The organism is Phocoenobacter uteri (assembly GCF_900454895.1).
In the GTDB taxonomy this organism is placed as follows: domain Bacteria; phylum Pseudomonadota; class Gammaproteobacteria; order Enterobacterales; family Pasteurellaceae; genus Phocoenobacter; species Phocoenobacter uteri.
This window is the reverse complement of record NZ_UGTA01000001.1, coordinates 207,406-224,930: the sequence shown is the minus strand read 5'-3', so window position 1 is coordinate 224,930 and position 17,525 is coordinate 207,406. Positions and strand designations below refer to the sequence as shown.

The 17,525-nt window shown below is 36.4% G+C and carries 17 protein-coding genes; 9 read left to right on the top strand and 8 right to left on the bottom strand.

The genetic code is table 11. From position 1 onward, the window contains the following. Positions 1–3 precede the first annotated feature (3 nt). Both DYE60_RS01000 and rng read right to left on the bottom strand, forming a co-directional pair. Positions 4–1,548, bottom strand: a complete 1,545-nt coding sequence (locus DYE60_RS01000) for a CAP domain-containing protein (protein WP_172460343.1) — start codon at positions 1,546–1,548, stop codon at positions 4–6. A 93-nt stretch (positions 1,549–1,641) separates the two neighbouring features. After that, complete coding sequence (gene rng / locus DYE60_RS00995) at positions 1,642–3,117, bottom strand: ribonuclease G (RefSeq protein ID WP_115314778.1); 1,476 nt, start codon at positions 3,115–3,117, stop codon at positions 1,642–1,644. A gap of 175 nt (positions 3,118–3,292) precedes the next feature. On the opposite strand from rng, the gene ycaO reads away from it, so the two are divergent. Both ycaO and DYE60_RS00985 read left to right on the top strand, forming a co-directional pair. Continuing rightward, positions 3,293–5,056: a 30S ribosomal protein S12 methylthiotransferase accessory factor YcaO gene (ycaO, locus tag DYE60_RS00990; protein WP_115314777.1), complete on the top strand. Its 1,764-nt coding sequence runs from the start codon at positions 3,293–3,295 to the stop codon at positions 5,054–5,056. A 56-nt stretch (positions 5,057–5,112) separates the two neighbouring features. Continuing rightward, positions 5,113–6,162, top strand: coding sequence for a hypothetical protein (locus tag DYE60_RS00985; protein ID WP_218563606.1), 1,050 nt, complete (start codon positions 5,113–5,115; stop codon positions 6,160–6,162). A 45-nt stretch (positions 6,163–6,207) separates the two neighbouring features. Here the strand turns inward: DYE60_RS00985 and hda are convergent, their stop codons facing one another. From hda to DYE60_RS00965, 4 genes are all read right to left on the bottom strand, one after another. After that, positions 6,208–6,921 (bottom strand): DnaA regulatory inactivator Hda, encoded by a 714-nt coding sequence (hda, locus tag DYE60_RS00980; RefSeq protein ID WP_115314775.1) that lies wholly within the window; start codon positions 6,919–6,921, stop codon positions 6,208–6,210. A gap of 97 nt (positions 6,922–7,018) precedes the next feature. Further along, complete coding sequence (gene lolE, locus DYE60_RS00975) at positions 7,019–8,269, bottom strand: lipoprotein-releasing ABC transporter permease subunit LolE (protein WP_115314774.1); 1,251 nt, start codon at positions 8,267–8,269, stop codon at positions 7,019–7,021. After that, positions 8,269–8,952, bottom strand: a complete 684-nt coding sequence (gene lolD / locus DYE60_RS00970; protein WP_115314773.1) for a lipoprotein-releasing ABC transporter ATP-binding protein LolD — start codon at positions 8,950–8,952, stop codon at positions 8,269–8,271. Before lolD ends, lolE begins: the two co-directional genes overlap by 1 nt. 179 nt (positions 8,953–9,131) lie before the next feature. Further along, positions 9,132–9,446 carry a surface lipoprotein assembly modifier gene (locus tag DYE60_RS00965; RefSeq protein ID WP_115314772.1) on the bottom strand — a complete coding sequence of 105 codons (315 nt, stop codon included), beginning with the start codon at positions 9,444–9,446 and terminating at the stop codon, positions 9,132–9,134. A 160-nt stretch (positions 9,447–9,606) separates the two neighbouring features. Between DYE60_RS00965 and metG the strand changes: the two genes are divergently transcribed. From metG to arcA, 7 genes are all read left to right on the top strand, one after another. Then, a complete protein-coding gene (gene metG, locus DYE60_RS00960; protein ID WP_115314771.1) occupies positions 9,607–11,664 on the top strand; it encodes a methionine--tRNA ligase in 2,058 nt (685 codons plus the stop codon). Between the two features lie 11 nt (positions 11,665–11,675). Further along, on the top strand, positions 11,676–11,963 hold the full coding sequence (ftsB, locus tag DYE60_RS00955) for a cell division protein FtsB (RefSeq protein WP_115314770.1): 288 nt from the start codon (positions 11,676–11,678) through the stop codon (positions 11,961–11,963). Continuing rightward, complete coding sequence (ispD, locus tag DYE60_RS00950) at positions 11,963–12,652, top strand: 2-C-methyl-D-erythritol 4-phosphate cytidylyltransferase (protein WP_115314769.1); 690 nt, start codon at positions 11,963–11,965, stop codon at positions 12,650–12,652. The genes ftsB and ispD overlap by 1 nt, the downstream gene beginning before the upstream one ends. Then, entirely contained in the window at positions 12,645–13,121 is a 477-nt protein-coding gene (ispF, locus tag DYE60_RS00945) for a 2-C-methyl-D-erythritol 2,4-cyclodiphosphate synthase (RefSeq protein ID WP_115314768.1), read from the top strand. The genes ispD and ispF overlap by 8 nt, the downstream gene beginning before the upstream one ends. 9 nt (positions 13,122–13,130) lie before the next feature. Beyond that, complete coding sequence (gene nadR, locus DYE60_RS00940) at positions 13,131–14,387, top strand: multifunctional transcriptional regulator/nicotinamide-nucleotide adenylyltransferase/ribosylnicotinamide kinase NadR (protein WP_115314767.1); 1,257 nt, start codon at positions 13,131–13,133, stop codon at positions 14,385–14,387. A gap of 15 nt (positions 14,388–14,402) precedes the next feature. Beyond that, the gene (locus tag DYE60_RS00935; RefSeq protein WP_115314766.1) at positions 14,403–15,083 is read left to right on the top strand and encodes a metallophosphoesterase family protein; all 681 of its coding nucleotides are present in this window, start codon (positions 14,403–14,405) and stop codon (positions 15,081–15,083) included. Between the two features lie 122 nt (positions 15,084–15,205). Then, positions 15,206–15,919, top strand: coding sequence for a two-component system response regulator ArcA (arcA, locus tag DYE60_RS00930; RefSeq protein ID WP_115314765.1), 714 nt, complete (start codon positions 15,206–15,208; stop codon positions 15,917–15,919). 23 nt (positions 15,920–15,942) lie between these two features. On the opposite strand, the gene DYE60_RS00925 is transcribed toward arcA, so the two are convergent. Then, positions 15,943–16,746 (bottom strand): TatD family hydrolase, encoded by an 804-nt coding sequence (locus DYE60_RS00925; protein ID WP_115314764.1) that lies wholly within the window; start codon positions 16,744–16,746, stop codon positions 15,943–15,945. Between the two features lie 2 nt (positions 16,747–16,748). Then, positions 16,749–17,327 (bottom strand): crossover junction endodeoxyribonuclease RuvC, encoded by a 579-nt coding sequence (gene ruvC / locus DYE60_RS00920; protein WP_115314763.1) that lies wholly within the window; start codon positions 17,325–17,327, stop codon positions 16,749–16,751. Positions 17,328–17,525 lie beyond the last annotated feature (198 nt).

Here is a 17,525-nt window from a genome sequence, read left to right as displayed (position 1 = left end):
CATCTACTGTTTTTTTGCACCAAAAACACCATTATAGCGTCCAAGTTTCTCAACATCTCGGCTAAATTGCCCACCAATCTCTTCACCTTTTGGTCCATAGAAATGGCTAAAGATATGATTTCCTTGATCATCTTGTTTTTCAAAGCGTTTATTTGCACTATTCCATTGCATATTTTTTTCAGTAAAATTTAAGCCTCGCCCTTGTATAGAATCAGGTGTGAAAATATAAACTTCCCCCTCTCCTTTGTAATCAAAACGTGTATTGCTTAAACTAACATCCATTTTTTTATCTCTAATTGTTGCAGTAACATCGGCATAATAATGCTCTCCTTGTCTTACACTTCCTAATGAAGCACCTTTATACGTTGCTTCCATAATATCAATATTATCAGGTACAGTAGGTTTTCCGATGTTTACATATTGTACAGGAGCTTGGTTACTATCAACTATCTCTCCAAAAGTTTGATAAACAAAATTTGCTTTTGTCGGATCTTGAAGAATCGCTCTGAAACTATCATCACTAAATTGTAAGCTTTTACTATATATTGAATGTGCTAATCGTCTTTCTTTATAGGCTTTACTTGCATTGCTGACAATTTCTTGTCCATTTTCTAACTGTAATTTATTACCATCAAGCAGAACAATATTTTTGCCTAAAAGGTTAATTACTTCAGGCTCTTTCGGTTGATGATTTTTATCAAAAGTATATGAGCTTTCAGCATTCCCGCCAGCAAAAGTTTGTGTCCAGTAATAGGTATAACCTTGTGGATCAGATTTGTTCGGTACTCGGACAAAGCCAATACCAATTTTATCAAAATGATCGCTAATTATATTTTGATAATGCCCAGCACTATTTTTCCAACCAAGTGAAACTTCTTCTGCATTACCCTGCCCTGCAGCTATATTTTCACCTACAGAACCAGCTGTAATTTGAATTTCGGAGTAAGATTCTGTTCCATTAGGTCTAGTATGAGAATAGTGTTGAACTAATTCTTGAGAACGCATTTGAGCATAGGCAGCTAACTTTTCATCCCATACTAACGGCTTTTTGCCCACTGCTTTACGATATTCATTTGTTTTCTCTAAAACTTTTAATACTTGTGCTTTATCGTAAGCAGATAATGCAGCAATTTTCTTATCTGATTTGGAATTCCATAGGCTACTTGACACCATACTTGGTGAAGCAATAATAAAGTCTTTTTTATCTATAGCTGCCTCATTTGAATGAGGTTTTTCTATTTCAGCCTCAGAGATATCATTTTTATCATTTAATATCTCTTCAACATTTATAGAATTCTCTTTTTTAGGTTTTTCCTCTGATTTTACAATTTCAGATTCATTCTTGGATTCTTCTGATTTTGACGTATTACTCGAATTCTGAGGCTTACCAATATTCGGAATATTTTCCTCTTTCCGTGAGTTATCTGAATGTGAAGCCGCATTAGAAGGTGCTACATTAGGTGAATTATCTTGTGAACTAGATCCTGAACCAGAACCACACGCTGTTAGTAACGCAACAACAGATAAAGTAAATAATTTAATTTTCATACTCATTTCCTATAAATAATAAAAAATTTGTTAATTTGGTTATTTAATTCCACTTTTATATTATTGCCGTAGCTATTCAAGTAGCTATAAAAATCACATCATCACTACATCAAATTGCTCTTGGCAATAAAATGGTTCGATTCGAATCTCAATCTTCTTGCCGATGAAAACCTCTAGCTCAGCAAGCAAGGCATGCCTTTCTTCTTTAATGAGATAATCAACCACATCTTTGGCTGCATAAACAATAAAAAGTTCAGCAGAAAATAAATGATGTACTCGTACAATTTCACGCTGAATTTCATAGCATACGGTTTCTACCGTTTTTTGCACTCCCTTGCCTTTACAAGAAGGGCAATCTTCGCACAAAATATGCTCTAAACTTTCGCGAGTACGTTTACGGGTCATTTCAACTAAACCGAGTTGCGTAAAGCCGTTCACATTGGTTTTTACTCTATCTTTGCTTAACGCCTCTTCAAGTGATTGCAATACGCGTGCTTTATGTTCTTCATCTTGCATATCAATAAAATCAATAATGATAATACCGCCAAGATTACGTAATTGCAGCTGGCGAGCTATTGCTTTGGTCGCTTCAATATTAGTATTAAACACGGTTTGTTCTAGGTTACGATGCCCCACAAATGCTCCCGTGTTAATATCAATCGTCGTCATTGCTTCTGTTTGATCGATAATTAAATAGCCACCTGATTTTAGATCGACGCGTTTTTCCAGCCCTTTTTGAATTGCCTCTTCCACACCATAAGCATCAAAAAGTGTTTGAATACCACTATAAAGTTGCACGTTTTGAGCAAGTTCTGGAATAAATTCACTTAGAAACTCTTTTACCTGCTCATAAGTCGTTTTAGAATCAATAATAACAGAGCTAATTTCCGTTCCCACAAAATCACGCAAGACTCGCTGTGCAAGAGCCATTTCGCCATAAATCATTGATTTAACTTTGTATTTTGATTTACGCTCCATTACTTTTCGCCATAAGCGTTTTAAAAATGCAGCATCTTGTTGCAAACTTTCTTCTGATACATCTTCGGCAGCAGTACGCACAATAAATCCGCCAAGCTCATCACAATAAGGCTCAACAAGTGCTTTTAAGCGTTCTTTTTCCGCTTCACTTTCAATGCGTTGCGACACACCTACGTGACTATTTTCAGGCATAAATACCAAATAACGAGAAGGTAACGTAATGTCTGTGGTTAGCCTCGCACCTTTTGTTCCAATCGGATCTTTTACAACCTGTACAACAATGCTCTGCCCTTCTCGCACCAGCTCACTAATATCTTTGACGATAAATTGTTTCTTCTCATTTTCATCAATACATTCGGTATGCGAGACAATATCAGAGGCGTGTAAAAACGCCGCTTTTTCTAATCCGATATCCACAAAAGCTGACTGCATACCAGGTAGCACGCGGGTAATTTTTCCTTTATAAATATTCCCAACAATACCACGTTTGGATTCTCGCTCAATATGAACTTCTTTTAAAATACCGTTTTCAACCAATGCGACTCGTGTTTCACTTGGCGTTACATTGACTAATAATTCTGCACCATTCATTTTTTTATTCTTCGTTAAAAATCTATCAGTTAAGTTTATCATTAAATATCATTCTAGAGAGTAAAATTTACTTTGTATCTAGCAATAAATTTGCTAATCTGAGACGTATTTCACATAATTTTAAACATTGTATAGATAAGCCATACGGTATCTGTACATAAGGAACACAATCATAATGACAACACAAACCTTTATTCTAGGCAAAGACAAAGCCCTAGAAGAAAGTATCACCACTTTCCAACATAAATTAACCCAACTTGGCTTTGATATTGAAGAAGTTTCTTGGCTCAATCCTGTACCTAATGTTTGGTCGGTGCATATCCGTGATAAAAACTGCCCACAATGTTTTACCAACGGTAAAGGGGCAACAAAAAAAGCCGCGTTAGCTTCTGCTCTCGGTGAATTTTTTGAACGTCTTTCAACCAACTATTTTTGGGCTGATTTCTACTTAGGTCAGCAAATTGCAAACAGCGATTTTGTCCATTACCCAACAGAAAAATGGTTCAAAATTGAAGATGAAGAGCAGCTACCAAGCGGTCTATTAGATCCTTATTTACGCAACTATTTTGATCCAAACGGTGAATTAACCCCAGATTTATTAGTCGATTTACAATCAGGTAATGAAGAGCGTGGTATTGTTGCTGTGCCTTATACTCGTTTAAACGACAATGCAACAGTTTATATTCCACAAAGTATCATTGCTAACTTATTCGTTTCAAATGGTATGTCAGCTGGCAACACCAAATTTGAAGCACGAGTACAAGGTTTATCAGAAGTATTCGAACGCTATGTAAAAAATAAAATTATTAGCGAAGCAATCAGCTTACCTGAGATTCCACAAAGTGTGATTGACAGTTATCCAAATATCAAAGCCTCCATTTCTAAATTGGAAGACGAGGGATTTCCGATCCTTTGTTTTGATGCCTCACTTGGTGGAGAATTCCCTGTTATTTGTGTAATTTTATTAAATCCACAAAATGGCACTTGTTTTGCGTCTTTTGGTGCTCACCCAAACTTTGAAGTTGCCTTTGAACGCACTGTGACCGAATTATTACAAGGCAGAAGTTTAAAAGATTTAGATGTTTTCACACCGCCTTCTTTTGATAATGATGATGTCGCAGAACACAGTAATATTGAAACCCATTTCATTGATTCAAGCGGTCTAATTTCGTGGGATTTATTCAAAAAAGATCCTGATTTTGATTTTGTTCACTGGAATTTTTCAGGCTCAACGCAACAAGAATTTGATAACTTAATGGCGATCTTCAACCGTCTTGAACAGCCTGTTTATATTATGGATTATGAACATTTAGGTGTTTATGCGTGTCGTATTTTAGCCCCAAGTATGTCAAATATTTACCCTGCTGATGATTTGATTTATGCCAATAATAATATGGGAATGCAATGGCGTGAAATTTTATTAGATTTGCCCAATTTCCACCACGATAAAGCAACTTATCAAGAATTACTCGAACAGCTTGATGAACAAGGTATTGACGATTTCACGCGTGTACGAGAGTTTATCGGTTTAGTTGCAGATAAAAATTCAGCCTTACAAACGCTACGAGTCGGCGAATTAAAATCAATGCTGAACCTTGCTGTTGGCAATTTAGAAGAAGCATTAGAATGGGCAAACTGGACAGTGGATATGAATGCAAGCGTGTTCAGTGATGAACGCAATAATTACTACCGTTGCTTAATTCAATCCCTTGAACTCTTTTTAGATGAAGAGCGTGACTCAGAGCAATATCGTGCTGTATTTAATAAAATGTATGGCACAGAAACCGTTGAGTTTGTATGGAATGCCATTTCAGGCGGTAATCCATTCTTCCAATGGCAAGCCTCTGATGAAAACTTAACAGGTTTAAACGCACATCAAAAATTGCTTGAGGCTTATTTAAAAGTGCAAAACGCCAAGGTTAATCCGATTCAAAATTAAAATATAAGCGGTTATATTTTATATGAAATTTACACTTTTTATAAAATGTGTAAAAAATGAAAAAAATTCGACCGCTTCATTTTCCTAAAATTGAGATAAAAATGTACTCTGATCAAGATCTTAACAATGCTATCAAAAAAGGTATTTTTTCCCAGCAATCAGTCAATGAATTTCGTCAATTCATCCAAACTAATCGCAACACAGCATTGGTTGATGAAGAAAATTTCAAGCTAATCACCAGCTTTAATGATATTTTTGTGTTAATTGCTTGTGGCTTATTACTGACTTCGCTTTCCATCTTTCTTTTTACAATAACCGACGACAGTGCTGGAATAATTGGAATAACAATCACCAGTGTATCTTGGCTATTGGCAGAATATTTCGTGCGTAAGCGAAAAATGGCATTACCCGCAATCGCATTACTCATCAGCTTTTTAATCGGTTTAGCGATTAGTTGCATCCCGACCTTAAATTTAGCAAATCTCAATTTTGGTCTGACAACGATTATTATCATCTTCGGGGCTATTTTACATTGGCTTAGATTCAAAGTACCTATTACCATTGCCGCAGCAACAGGCATCGTTATTTTCTTGATTATTCAATCAATCAACGTCAACAGCTCTCTTTTGGCAGGGGTGATTTTCGTTTGTGGTATTTTTACATTCTTATTCGCGATGTATTGGGATTGTAGTGATACTAAACGTGTTACCTATAAAACTGATGTCGCATTTTGGTTGCATTTAATTGCCGCCCCGATGATTGTTCACTCAGTTTTATCTTTGCTTAACATATGGGAAGGCTCAACAAGTTTAGTCACAATGGGGCTAGTTATTTTATTGTATCTTGCTATGACACTGGTTTCTTTAATCATCGATCGCCGTGCTTTAATGGTTTCCGCATTAGCTTATGTCATTTACGCTTTAACAAATGTGATCGATATTTTCTTTGAGCCAAGCTTATCAAAGCAAGGATCAAATTTTACAATTACGGGAATTATTGTAGGCTCAAGCCTATTACTCTTAGCGGTTTACTGGCATTCAGTACGCCAGCATCTTTTAAAAATAATGCCAAATTCAATACTTAAAAAAGTACCGAATTATAAATAAAAGTGTAAATATAAGCGGTTATATTTTGCTGAAAATTTGCAAAAATTAAAGATGTAAAATCTCTTTCACAAAAGGCACAGTGATTTTTCGCTGTGCTTGTAAAGAGGCTTGATCAAGCTCATCTAAGGTATCAATCAGTGAATTTAGATCTCGATCGAGGCGTTTTAATAGGAAGTTAGCCACTTCACTGGATAGCTCTAATCCTTTTTGGTTCGCTCGTTGCTGTAAAATAGTACATTTTTCTTCATCTGTGAAACTTTTAAGTTGATAAACCTCACCCCAATTTAAGCGTGAGCGTAAATCAGGTAATTTAATATTTAACTGATTAGGCGGGCAATTTGCACTAATTAACAACAATGTTTTACGTTGTTGATTGCTACTTTGCTGCTCTCTTAAACGATTGAAAAGATCAAATAATGCTTCTTCCCATTCGCTATCGCCTACAATAAGTTGAATATCATCAAGGCAAATCACATCGAGGAAATCAGTATTTTCAAGCACCACAGAGGAAAAGTAACAAGATTTTTGTAATGGAATATAACTGGCATTGCGTTGTTCCATTAGAAAATGATTATTGACCGCTTTAAGCAAATGGCTTTTGCCACAACTTTCATTTCCCCAAATATAGAAAAAAGGTTGGGTCACCTGACCAAAATTTTGGCGTAGCGAATCTAACAACACGAGGCTGTTTTGTGCATAAAAATTCTCTAAGGTTTCATCATTTACTTGATGAATTGGCAATGGTAACTGAGAAATCATAATTTACAGAATAACGGAAAAAATCAGAAATTTCATCATAAATTTGTGATAAATCAAAAAATAATTTCCGTATTTTTACTAATCCTTTATTTTCTTTCTAATATCCACTCAACACTTTTGCTGGTTCTAATTTAGAGGCTCGAATAGCTGGATAAAGACTCGCCACTAAACTAATAATAATCGTTGCAACCAGCACCCAAACAATATCTAACCAATGTAGCTCACTTGGTAAAAAATTCACAAAATAAATACCATCTGAGAGCAATTTTATTCCAATGATATTTTCTAAACCTTGAATCATTGACGTTAGATTAACAGACACTAAAATGCCTAATAAAATTCCTGCAATCGCTCCTTTTAATCCAGCAAGCAATCCATAACAGAGAAAAATCTGCTGAATAAACCGATTATTTGCCCCCAGCGTACGTAAAATCGCAATGTCGCCTTGCTTGTCTTTAACGGCCATAATTAAGGTAGAAATAATATTAAAACACGCCACACCAATCACTAACACCATCGCAATATACATTATTGTTCGCACCAAATGAATATCATTATACATATAACCAAATTTATCAATCCACGTTTGCATATATAATGGTTGCTCAAAATAATTAAGTTCTGGTAGCGTAATTTTTTTAATCTCAAAAGGCTGGTTGACCGAAAACTCGATCCCTGAATATTGATTATTCGTATACCCAAGTAGCTCTTGAGCAGTCGTAAGAGGTAATAACGCATAGCTATGATCTAGCTGACCATCCAATCTTAAAATCCCCGCCACATTGATATTAAAACGCTGTGGCTGACTAAATTTTCCATCATCACTGATTTGAGGTAATAATAGTGTGACTTCATCACCTTGTTTAACATTTAGATCACGAGCAATTCCTGCCCCTAAAATCAATCCGCCCTCTTTTTTAAAGGCTTGCCACTCCTGTGAAGGGATAAATTTATATAACTGACTTGCTAACTGTTCTTTTTCAGGTTCAATGCCTTTCACTTGAGCAATTTTCAATTTTGCCCCATTCTCAATCAAGGCAGAAAAATTGACGAAGGGAGATATAGCGGTTATATTTTTATTACTTTTTACTAATTTTTCTAATTTGCTTCCATCATCAATAGGCTGTTGCTGTCCGTTTTCATAAGATGTCAATTCAGCGTGCGGTACAACAGAAAGTACTCGTTGATTAAGCTCTTTTTCAAACCCATTCATCGCACTTAATCCAACAATCAACACCATCACACCAAGTGCAATACCGATACTTGAAAATGCTGAAATCAACGAAACAAGGCGATTTTTTTGTTTTGTTTTTTGATATCGCCAGCTAATAAAAAAAGGATTATTCATTAGCATTCCTCTTGCAAAATTCCGTCTTGCATACGCAATTTACGGCTAAATTGACCCGCAAGGGATAAATCGTGAGTAACCAATAAAAAAGCGATATTTTGTTCTGCATTTAACTGCTTAATTAACTCAAAAATACTTTCTGTGGTTTTATGATCTAAATTCCCTGTTGGCTCATCCGCTAACACTAAGGCAGGATTATTCACCAACGCACGAGCAATCGCCACTCGCTGACGCTCACCACCTGATAACGCAGAAGGACGATGTTTAATACGATGGGAAAGCCCCACCGCTTGCAACATTTTCTCTGCACGATCCATTGCTTCTGCTTTATTGGTTTTCCCAATCAGCAATGGCATCATCACATTCTCAATCGCACTAAAATCTGCCATTAAATGATGAAATTGATACACAAACCCCAAATATTGATTACGTAGCTGTGCCAAATTATTGCTTGAAAGCCCTTGTAATAATTTCTGATGAATAAACACCTTACCTTCGCTCGGCTGATCTAATCCGCCAAGTGTATGAAGCAACGTACTTTTTCCCGAACCAGAGCTTCCCACTATCGAAACCAACTCGCCCTTATTCATTGAAAAAGAAACATTATTTAGCACTTGGGTTTTCAAATCCCCTTCTTGATAAAATTTACTGATATTTTCACAGCGAAGTAATTCTGTTGTCATTTTTGATTTTCCTAACTAAAACTTGTGCTATTTTGCGAAATTTCATCATAGATTACAAATAAAAAGTGCTTAAATATAAAAATATCTTTTTTCATAAGAACAAGCGGTTAGATTTTTACTGAAATTTACAATTTGCAAATTTTGATAAAAATTTAACCGCTTGTTTAACCATTAAAAGACTAAAAAGATTTTTCAAAAATTAAATGAACATTTTTTTCTTTATAGGAATACATTGTAGATAAATTACTTTTTTGCTGTTTCCAAGAAAATTTTAATTTTGGTGTCACGCCCAATAAATGCCAATCTCGTTTCCACAGCATTAAATTAGTAGAATAGATTTTATCTTTTCTTTGCTTACCGAGATAAAGTCGCAAACTACTTCCTGCGGGTAAAAACGCTTCATCATCATAATGACGCAATGCAAAATTGAGATTTAACTGTGAAGAAATCCCCTTTCCCCATTCTTGTACCCAACCTGCATAAACACTTTTCATTTTGGATGAAATGATACCTTTTCTAAATTTTCTAAGAAAGGTTTAGCATAAAACTAATTAAATGTTTTAAGGTATATTTACTTTACATTAACTAGAAAATTTTCATTATTTACGCTACAATCACCACAATTTTTCGTCCAAATTTTAACAGAGAATAATAATGTCAAATCAAAATCGTAAAATGTTAGTCACTTGTGCCTTGCCTTATGCAAATGGGGCGATCCATTTAGGGCATATGCTTGAACATATTCAAGCGGATATTTGGGTTCGTTTTCAACGTATGTGTGGTAATGAAGTCTATTTTGTGTGTGCTGATGACGCACACGGTACGCCAATTATGTTGAATGCTGATAAACTTGGGATTACACCTGAGCAGTTGATCGAGCAAGCAAAAGCAAGCCATACCGCTGACTTTGAAGGTTTTAATATCAGCTTTGATAATTATCATTCAACTCACAGTGATGAAAATCGTGAGATTGTGGCAGATATTTATGGCAAATTAAAAGCGAATGGCTTTATCAAAACCCGCGTGATTTCACAGCTTTTTGACCCTGAAAAACAGATGTTCTTACCTGATCGCTTCGTGAAAGGCACTTGCCCAAAATGTAAAGCAGAAGATCAATATGGCGATAACTGTGAAGTCTGTTCAGAAACTTATAGCCCAATGGATTTAATCAATCCACGCTCTGCGGTTTCAGGTGCAACACCGATCACCAAAGAATCAGAACACTTTTTCTTTGATTTGCCAAGTTTTGCAGAAATGCTAAAAGAGTGGACACGTTCAGGTTCATTACAGACTGAAATTGCTAACAAAATGCAAGAGTGGTTTGAAAGTGGCTTGCAACAATGGGATATCAGCCGTGATGCCCCTTATTTTGGCTTTAAAATTCCGGATACCGAAGATAAATATTTCTACGTTTGGTTAGACGCTCCTATCGGTTATATGGCGTCATTCAAAAACTATTGTAATCGCACAGGCGTAAATTTTGACGAGTTTTGGAATAAAGACAGCGAAGCCGAGCTTTATCACTTTATCGGTAAAGATATTGTTTACTTCCACAGCTTATTCTGGCCAGCAATGTTAGACGGTGCAGGATTGCGTAAACCAACTAATATTTTCACGCACGGCTATGTGACCGTAAATGGCGAGAAAATGTCAAAATCGCGTGGTACATTCATTCAAGCAAGCACCTATTTAAAACATATCGATCCAGAATGTTTACGTTATTACTACGCCGCAAAATTACATAATCGTATTGAAGATTTAGACTTAAACCTAGAAGACTTCGTTCAGCGTGTAAACAGTGATATCGTCAATAAATTAGTGAATTTAGCTTCTCGTAATGCAGGTTTTATCAAGAAACGTTTTGATAACAAATTAAGCGGCAAACTTGATGATGAAGCCCTTTTTGCTGAATTTACTGAAAAATCACAGCAAATCGCTACATTTTATGAAGATCGTGAATATAGCAAAGCGATCCGTGAAATTATGGCATTAGCGGATAAAGCGAATAAATATGTTGATGAAAAAGCCCCTTGGGTGTTAGCCAAAGAAGAAGGTAAAGAGCAAGAATTACACGACGTTTGCTCGATGGGAATTCAATTATTCCGTGTGTTAATGACCTACTTGAAACCAGTAATGCCAGTGCTTGCTGAAAAATCAGAAGCATTCTTACAAACAGAATTAACGTGGAATAATATTGCAACACCATTACTAAACCACGAAGTGACACCGTTTAAAGCGTTATTCTCTCGTTTAGATCAAAAACAAACAGAAGCAGTAAAAGAAGAAACCAAAGCGCTGTTTGAAGCAACGCAAAAACAAGAAATTGCAAAAAATGATCAAAAACAGACCGCTTCGACAAACGCAAAAGTAGAGCCTATTGCCCCTGAAATTACCATTGATGATTTTGCAAAAATTGATATGCGTGTGGCGAAGGTCTTGAAATGTAAAGAAGTGAAAGAGTCTAAGAAATTATTACGTTTCCAATTAGACTTAGGAGATCATCAGCGTGAAGTGATTTCAGGCATTAAAGCGGCTTATTCTAATCCACAAGAATTAGAAGGACGTTTTGTGATTATGGTCGCTAACCTTGCACCTCGTAAGATGAAATTTGGCACCTCAGAAGGAATGATTTTATCAGCGGGAACAGGCGGTTCAGATTTATTCTTACTCTCGGCAGACAGTGGCGTAACTGCTGGTATGCAAGTTAAATAATAGGATATAAAATGCGTTTATTGATCGTCTTTCTTGGACTGTTATTGCTCATTTTTCAAGGGCATTTTTGGTTTGGTCAAAATGGCTGGACGGATTACCAAGATGCTCAGGTTGCGGTTGAAGAGTTAAAAAAAGAAACACAGCAACTACTTGATCGTAATAATAAAATTTCAGCAGAAATTGAAGATTTAACCAATGGTGTTGATGCCTTAGAAGAGCGTGCCAGAATGGAATATGAGCAAATCAAGAAAGATGAAGTATTTTATCGTGTGGTTGAACCAAATATGAAGGGAAGATAATGCAACGTCAAATTATTGCGATTATACCCGCCTCTGGTGTTGGCTCACGAATGAACGCAACGTTGCCAAAGCAATATATGAAATTGCAAGGGAAAACCATTTTAGAGCATTCCCTTGCACTTTTCTTACAGCACGAAAAGATCCAAAAAGTGATCGTTGCCGTTTCACAAGCGGACGAATTTTATCAGGATCTTGCAATTTTAAAATCAGATAAAATTCAGATTGTGTATGGCGGAGAAACCCGTGCAGATTCTGTATTTAATGCGTTAAAAGAAGTGAATGATGAGACTTGGGTGCTGGTTCACGACGCAGCTCGTCCTTGTTTAAAGCGGTCAGATTTAGATAAAATTTTGCAAATATCGGATCTTAATGGTGGGATTTTAGCAACCCCAGTCGTGGATACAATGAAACGTGCCAATACTCAATCTCAAATTGTGAAAACCGAAGATCGTAGCACCCTGTGGCGAGCCTTAACCCCACAATTTTTCAATGCGGGCTTATTAAAAAAAGCGTTGATTTCAGCATTTCAAAATAATGAAACAGTTACCGATGAGGCGTCCGCAATGGAATTATTAGGTTACGCACCACAACTGGTTGAAGGACGTTCCGATAACTTAAAAATTACTCGCCCCGAAGATTTAGCTTTGGCTGAATTTTATTTGGCACAAGAAGGAAGAAAAAATGATTAGAATTGGACACGGCTTTGATGTTCACGCTTTTGGCAGTGATAATCCGTTAATTATTGGCGGTGTCACAATCCCTTATGATAAAGGTTTTATCGCTCACTCAGATGGCGATGTTGCCTTACACGCGTTAACAGACGCATTGCTAGGTGCAGTAGCCTTAGGTGATATTGGTAAATTATTCCCTGATACCGATCCACAATTTAAAGGGGCGGACAGCCGTGGATTGTTGATTGAAGCCTATCAACAAGTGCGTGAGCAAGGTTATAAAGTGGGCAACGTTGATGTCACAATTATTGCTCAAGCACCTAAAATGCGTCCTTATATCGACCAAATGCGACAAACGATTGCAGAGGATTTACAGTGTGATGTGATGCAAGTCAATGTAAAAGCGACCACCACTGAAAAGCTTGGTTTTACAGGTCGTGGCGAAGGTATCGCTTGCGAAGCTGTGGCTCTTTTAGTAAAAATTTAAGGAATGAGTATGAGTGATTTTGCTTACCTTCAACAAAAACGTAAACAATTAAAACTTAAAGTAAATGATATATGTGAGCAAGCAGGTGTGACTCGTGCTTATTTCAATCAATTAGTCACAGGAAAAATCAAAAATCCGAGTGCGATCAAATTAAAAGCCTTGCATACGGTGTTAGGCATTAAAGAAGAAAATAATCAACGTGTTGGGGTTATTTTTGGAAAATTCTACCCTGTTCATACAGGGCATATCAATATGATTTATGAAGCGTTCAGTAAAGTGGATATTCTACATATTATTGTGTGTACCGAATCTGAACGTGATTTAAAATTATTTGAAAGTAGCAAAATGAAACGTATGCCAACTAATGAAGATCGCTTACGTTGGATGCAACAAATTTTCAAATATCAACAAAAACAAATTTTTATTCATCACCTAGAAGAAGACGGTTTACCAAGCTATCCGAATGGCTGGGAAGGCTGGGCGGATCGCGTGAAAACCTTGTTTGAAGATAAGGGAATCAAACCAACGCTTGTATTTAGCAGTGAGCCACAAGACAAAGATCCTTATGAAACTTATTTAGGTTTAGATGTGCATTTGGTTGATCCTGATCGTGAATCTTTTAATATTTCTGCGACTCGCATTCGTAACCACCCATTCAAATATTGGCGATTTATTCCAAAAGAAGTGCGTCCTTTCTTTGTGAAAACCGTTGCCATTTTAGGGGGCGAAAGTAGTGGTAAAAGCGTACTTGTTAGCAAATTAGCCAATGTGTTTAATACCACTTCGGCGTGGGAATATGGGCGTGAATATGTATTCGATGAGCTCGGGGGCAACGAACAAGCGTTACAATATTCTGATTACCCACAAATTGCGTTAGGACATAAAAACTACATTGATTTTGCAATGAAACATGCCCATAAAGTCGCTTTTATTGATACCGATTTTATTACCACCCAAGCATTTTGTATTCAATATGAAGGCAAAGCACACCCATTTTTAGATTCAATGATCAAAGAATATCCTCTTGATGTGGTTATTTTACTTTCCAACAATACCAAATGGGTAGACGATGGCTTGCGTAGTTTAGGTTCGGAAAAACAACGTCAAGTATTCCAAGATCTGCTGAAAAAATTACTGAAAAAATATGATGTGCCTTATATTGAGATCGAATCGCCGAGCTATTTAGAGCGTTATAATCAAACTAAAAAAGTGGTGGAAGCCATTTTGAATGATGAAAATTTACCTTTGCCCGATACAACAAAATAACGAGAATAAAAACGAATGATACTTTTTGCAGGCGATCCGCACGGCTCTTATGACCACCTTTATCCCTTTGTAAAAGAAAGGGATAACGTTGCGTTAGTGATTTTGGGCGATTTACAACTGACCAGCTGTGAAGAGCTCGATAAACTGGCTCAGCATTGTGATATTTGGTTTATTCACGGCAATCACGATAGCAAAACCGTCGCCTCTTATGACGCAATTTGGGGAACGCACTGGCAAGAACGTAATTTACACAATCGTGTCGTTGAAATTCAAGGTGTTAAAATTGCAGGGCTTGGCGGCGTTTTTCGTGGGCATATTTGGATGCCACCTAATCGCCCAATGTTTTTAGATCATATTCACTATTGTCAATATAATCCAAGTAAAGTGTGGCGTGGCGGTATCCCATTACGTCATAGAGTGTCTATTTTTCCGTCTGATATTGAAATCTTAGAACAACAAAAAGCGGATATTTTGATTTGTCACGAAGCACCACGTCCCCATTTAAAAGGCTTTGGCGTTATCAACAAATTAGCGGAAAAAATGCAAGTAAAAAAGATTTTTCACGGACATCATCATGAAAATTTTGATTATAAATCAATAAATAAGAATAATTATGAAATCCATAATATCGGTTTTCGTAGTTTAGCGGATATCGATGGCAATTATTTGCACATTGGTGTTGATAATAGAAAATAGAAGTTGTAATATTTGTTAAAATTTTGATCCAAAATAATAAATTGATTATTCAATTGATTGTTTAAACAGAAAATAACCTTATAATAATATTTTGTAACATCAGATAAAGAAAAGAGATAAAAATGCAAGAGCCACAAATTTTAATTGTTGAAGACGAAGCGGTTACCCGTAATACATTAAAAACCATTTTTGAAGCTGAAGGCTACAATGTTTTTGAAGCGACAAATGGTAATGAAATGTCGGTAATATTGAAACAGCAAGTTATCCACCTTATTATTATGGATATCAATCTGCCAGGTAAAAATGGGTTAATCTTAGCAAGAGAATTGCGTGAGAATACCAATATTGCACTGATGTTCTTAACAGGACGTGATAATGAAATTGATCGTATTCTGGGTTTAGAAATTGGTGCGGATGATTACATCACCAAACCTTTTAACCCTCGTGAATTAACCATTCGTGCAAGAAATTTGTTACATCGCACAATGTCAGAAAATAACAAATCCAACCAAGATATTAGCATTGAAAGTTACAAATTTAATGGTTGGACGTTAGATATCAATAGTCGCTCGTTAATCACTCCTGATGGCACGGCAACAAAATTACCTCGTAGTGAATTCCGCTTATTACAACATTTCTGTGAAAACCCAGGCAAAATTCAAACCCGTGAAGCATTGCTCTATACAATGACAGGACGTGAATTAAAACCCCACGACAGAACTGTTGATGTAACAATTCGTCGCATCAGAAAGCACTTTGAAGCCTATCCAAACACACCTGAAATTATCATTACTATTCACGGTGAAGGCTATCGTTTTTGTGGGACATTAAGCTAATTAAAGTATTATTTATGTAGTGACTAGCGGTCAGATTTTTGGTAAAAATCACTAAAAATCTGACCGCTTGTTTGCCAAATCTGTTCCGCTATTTCTTCTCTACTTTCTGATCTCAATTCACACAAAACCTCAAAAATTTCAATTATCCGCTCAGGACGATTTACTTTTCCCTGCTGTTGATAAATCGGCATATCAGGACTATCCGTTTCTAATACTAAGGCATCAAGGGGTAATTTGGCGATGGCTTGGCGAGTTTTATTGGCTCGTGGATAAGTAATTGAACCACCCACACCAATTTTATACCCCAAATCCACAAAATTTTTTGCCTGCTGAAAACTGCCATTAAATGCGTGGATCACACCTGTTTGGGATAATTGAGCTTGGTTTAAAAAAGCATACAGTTCGCTGTGGGTTTTCACACTATGCAAACTCACAGGTAAATTAAACTGCTTTGCTATTTCTAATTGAGAAACTAAAAAATCACACTGCTTTTGCCATAATTCAGGGGCTAAGCGTTTATCTAAGCCGATTTCTGCAATGGCAACACATTGGGAATTTCTATTGCTTAATGATTTTTCTAAATAATCTAAATCGCTCTTTTGATGTTGCTCAATAAAATAAGGGTGTAAACCAAAACCATACACAAGTTGTTGTGAAAAAGGCTCGCTATAAGCGGTGATTTTTTCAAAATCTTTTGCAAAAATAGTGGGGATCAAAATTTTCTCAACACCCACTAATTGAGCATTTGCAATTAACTGCTGTGCTGTTTCTTCAGTTTTTAAGCCTAATAAATCAAGATGGGCGTGGGTATCAAAAAATCGTAACATATCTAACCCTTTAAACGAAAACGTCCCCGAGAATAGCGAGTTTTCATTAACGCTAAAATTTCTTCTTTCTCTGAGCTCACTTTTTGTTTAGTCTGCTTTGCGATCGTTAAAGAATGTTGAATTGAATGAGCGTGAGTAATCGCAATCGCAAGAGCGTCTGCCGCATCAGCTTGTGGTGTAGCTGAAAGTTTGAGAATACGAGTGACCATATCTTGCACCTGTACTTTATCCGCCGAACCTTTTCCAACAACGGTTTGTTTTACTAAACGAGCCGCATATTCAAACACGGGTAAATCGTGATTAACCGCTGCTACTATGGCTGTGCCACGTGCTTGTCCAAGTTTTAAGGCTGAATCCGCATTTTTAGACATAAAGACTTGCTCAATCGCAAACATTTCAGGTTGAAACTGAATGATAATTTCACTCACACCTGCATAAATATATTTTAAACGTGTTGGAAGATCGTCCACTTTGGTACGAATTGCTCCACTGCCTAGATATTCTAAATGTCGCCCTGTTTGACGGATCACGCCGTAGCCAGTTACACGAGATCCGGGATCTATTCCTAAAATTATTGCCATAATAAAAAATTAAAATACTAAATATGAGATCTTGTTGATTGTACAGCAAAAAATAATCGTTTTGGGATCTTAGTCGCAAAATATTTTTTTAAATATTGGCAAAAAAGTAAAAAAGCACTAGCATAAAAGAGTTGAGATGAGTACAATTCACGGTTTTTATGCTTTCGCAAAATACTCAATTTTGCCATAAACCGTGTA

Bases quoted from the DNA above. Each gene is read 5' to 3' on its own strand.
- DYE60_RS01000 (WP_172460343.1), bottom strand. From the start codon at position 1,548: ATGAAAATTAAATTATTTACTTTATCTGTTGTTGCGTTACTAACAGCG.
- rng (WP_115314778.1), bottom strand. From the start codon at position 3,117: ATGAATGGTGCAGAATTATTAGTCAATGTAACGCCAAGTGAAACACGA.
- ycaO (WP_115314777.1), top strand. From the start codon at position 3,293: ATGACAACACAAACCTTTATTCTAGGCAAAGACAAAGCCCTAGAAGAA.
- DYE60_RS00985 (WP_218563606.1), top strand. From the start codon at position 5,113: ATGAAAAAAATTCGACCGCTTCATTTTCCTAAAATTGAGATAAAAATG.
- hda (WP_115314775.1), bottom strand. From the start codon at position 6,921: ATGATTTCTCAGTTACCATTGCCAATTCATCAAGTAAATGATGAAACC.
- lolE (WP_115314774.1), bottom strand. From the start codon at position 8,269: ATGAATAATCCTTTTTTTATTAGCTGGCGATATCAAAAAACAAAACAA.
- lolD (WP_115314773.1), bottom strand. From the start codon at position 8,952: ATGACAACAGAATTACTTCGCTGTGAAAATATCAGTAAATTTTATCAA.
- DYE60_RS00965 (WP_115314772.1), bottom strand. From the start codon at position 9,446: ATGAAAAGTGTTTATGCAGGTTGGGTACAAGAATGGGGAAAGGGGATT.
- metG (WP_115314771.1), top strand. From the start codon at position 9,607: ATGTCAAATCAAAATCGTAAAATGTTAGTCACTTGTGCCTTGCCTTAT.
- ftsB (WP_115314770.1), top strand. From the start codon at position 11,676: ATGCGTTTATTGATCGTCTTTCTTGGACTGTTATTGCTCATTTTTCAA.
- ispD (WP_115314769.1), top strand. From the start codon at position 11,963: ATGCAACGTCAAATTATTGCGATTATACCCGCCTCTGGTGTTGGCTCA.
- ispF (WP_115314768.1), top strand. From the start codon at position 12,645: ATGATTAGAATTGGACACGGCTTTGATGTTCACGCTTTTGGCAGTGAT.
- nadR (WP_115314767.1), top strand. From the start codon at position 13,131: ATGAGTGATTTTGCTTACCTTCAACAAAAACGTAAACAATTAAAACTT.
- DYE60_RS00935 (WP_115314766.1), top strand. From the start codon at position 14,403: ATGATACTTTTTGCAGGCGATCCGCACGGCTCTTATGACCACCTTTAT.
- arcA (WP_115314765.1), top strand. From the start codon at position 15,206: ATGCAAGAGCCACAAATTTTAATTGTTGAAGACGAAGCGGTTACCCGT.
- DYE60_RS00925 (WP_115314764.1), bottom strand. From the start codon at position 16,746: ATGTTACGATTTTTTGATACCCACGCCCATCTTGATTTATTAGGCTTA.
- ruvC (WP_115314763.1), bottom strand. From the start codon at position 17,327: ATGGCAATAATTTTAGGAATAGATCCCGGATCTCGTGTAACTGGCTAC.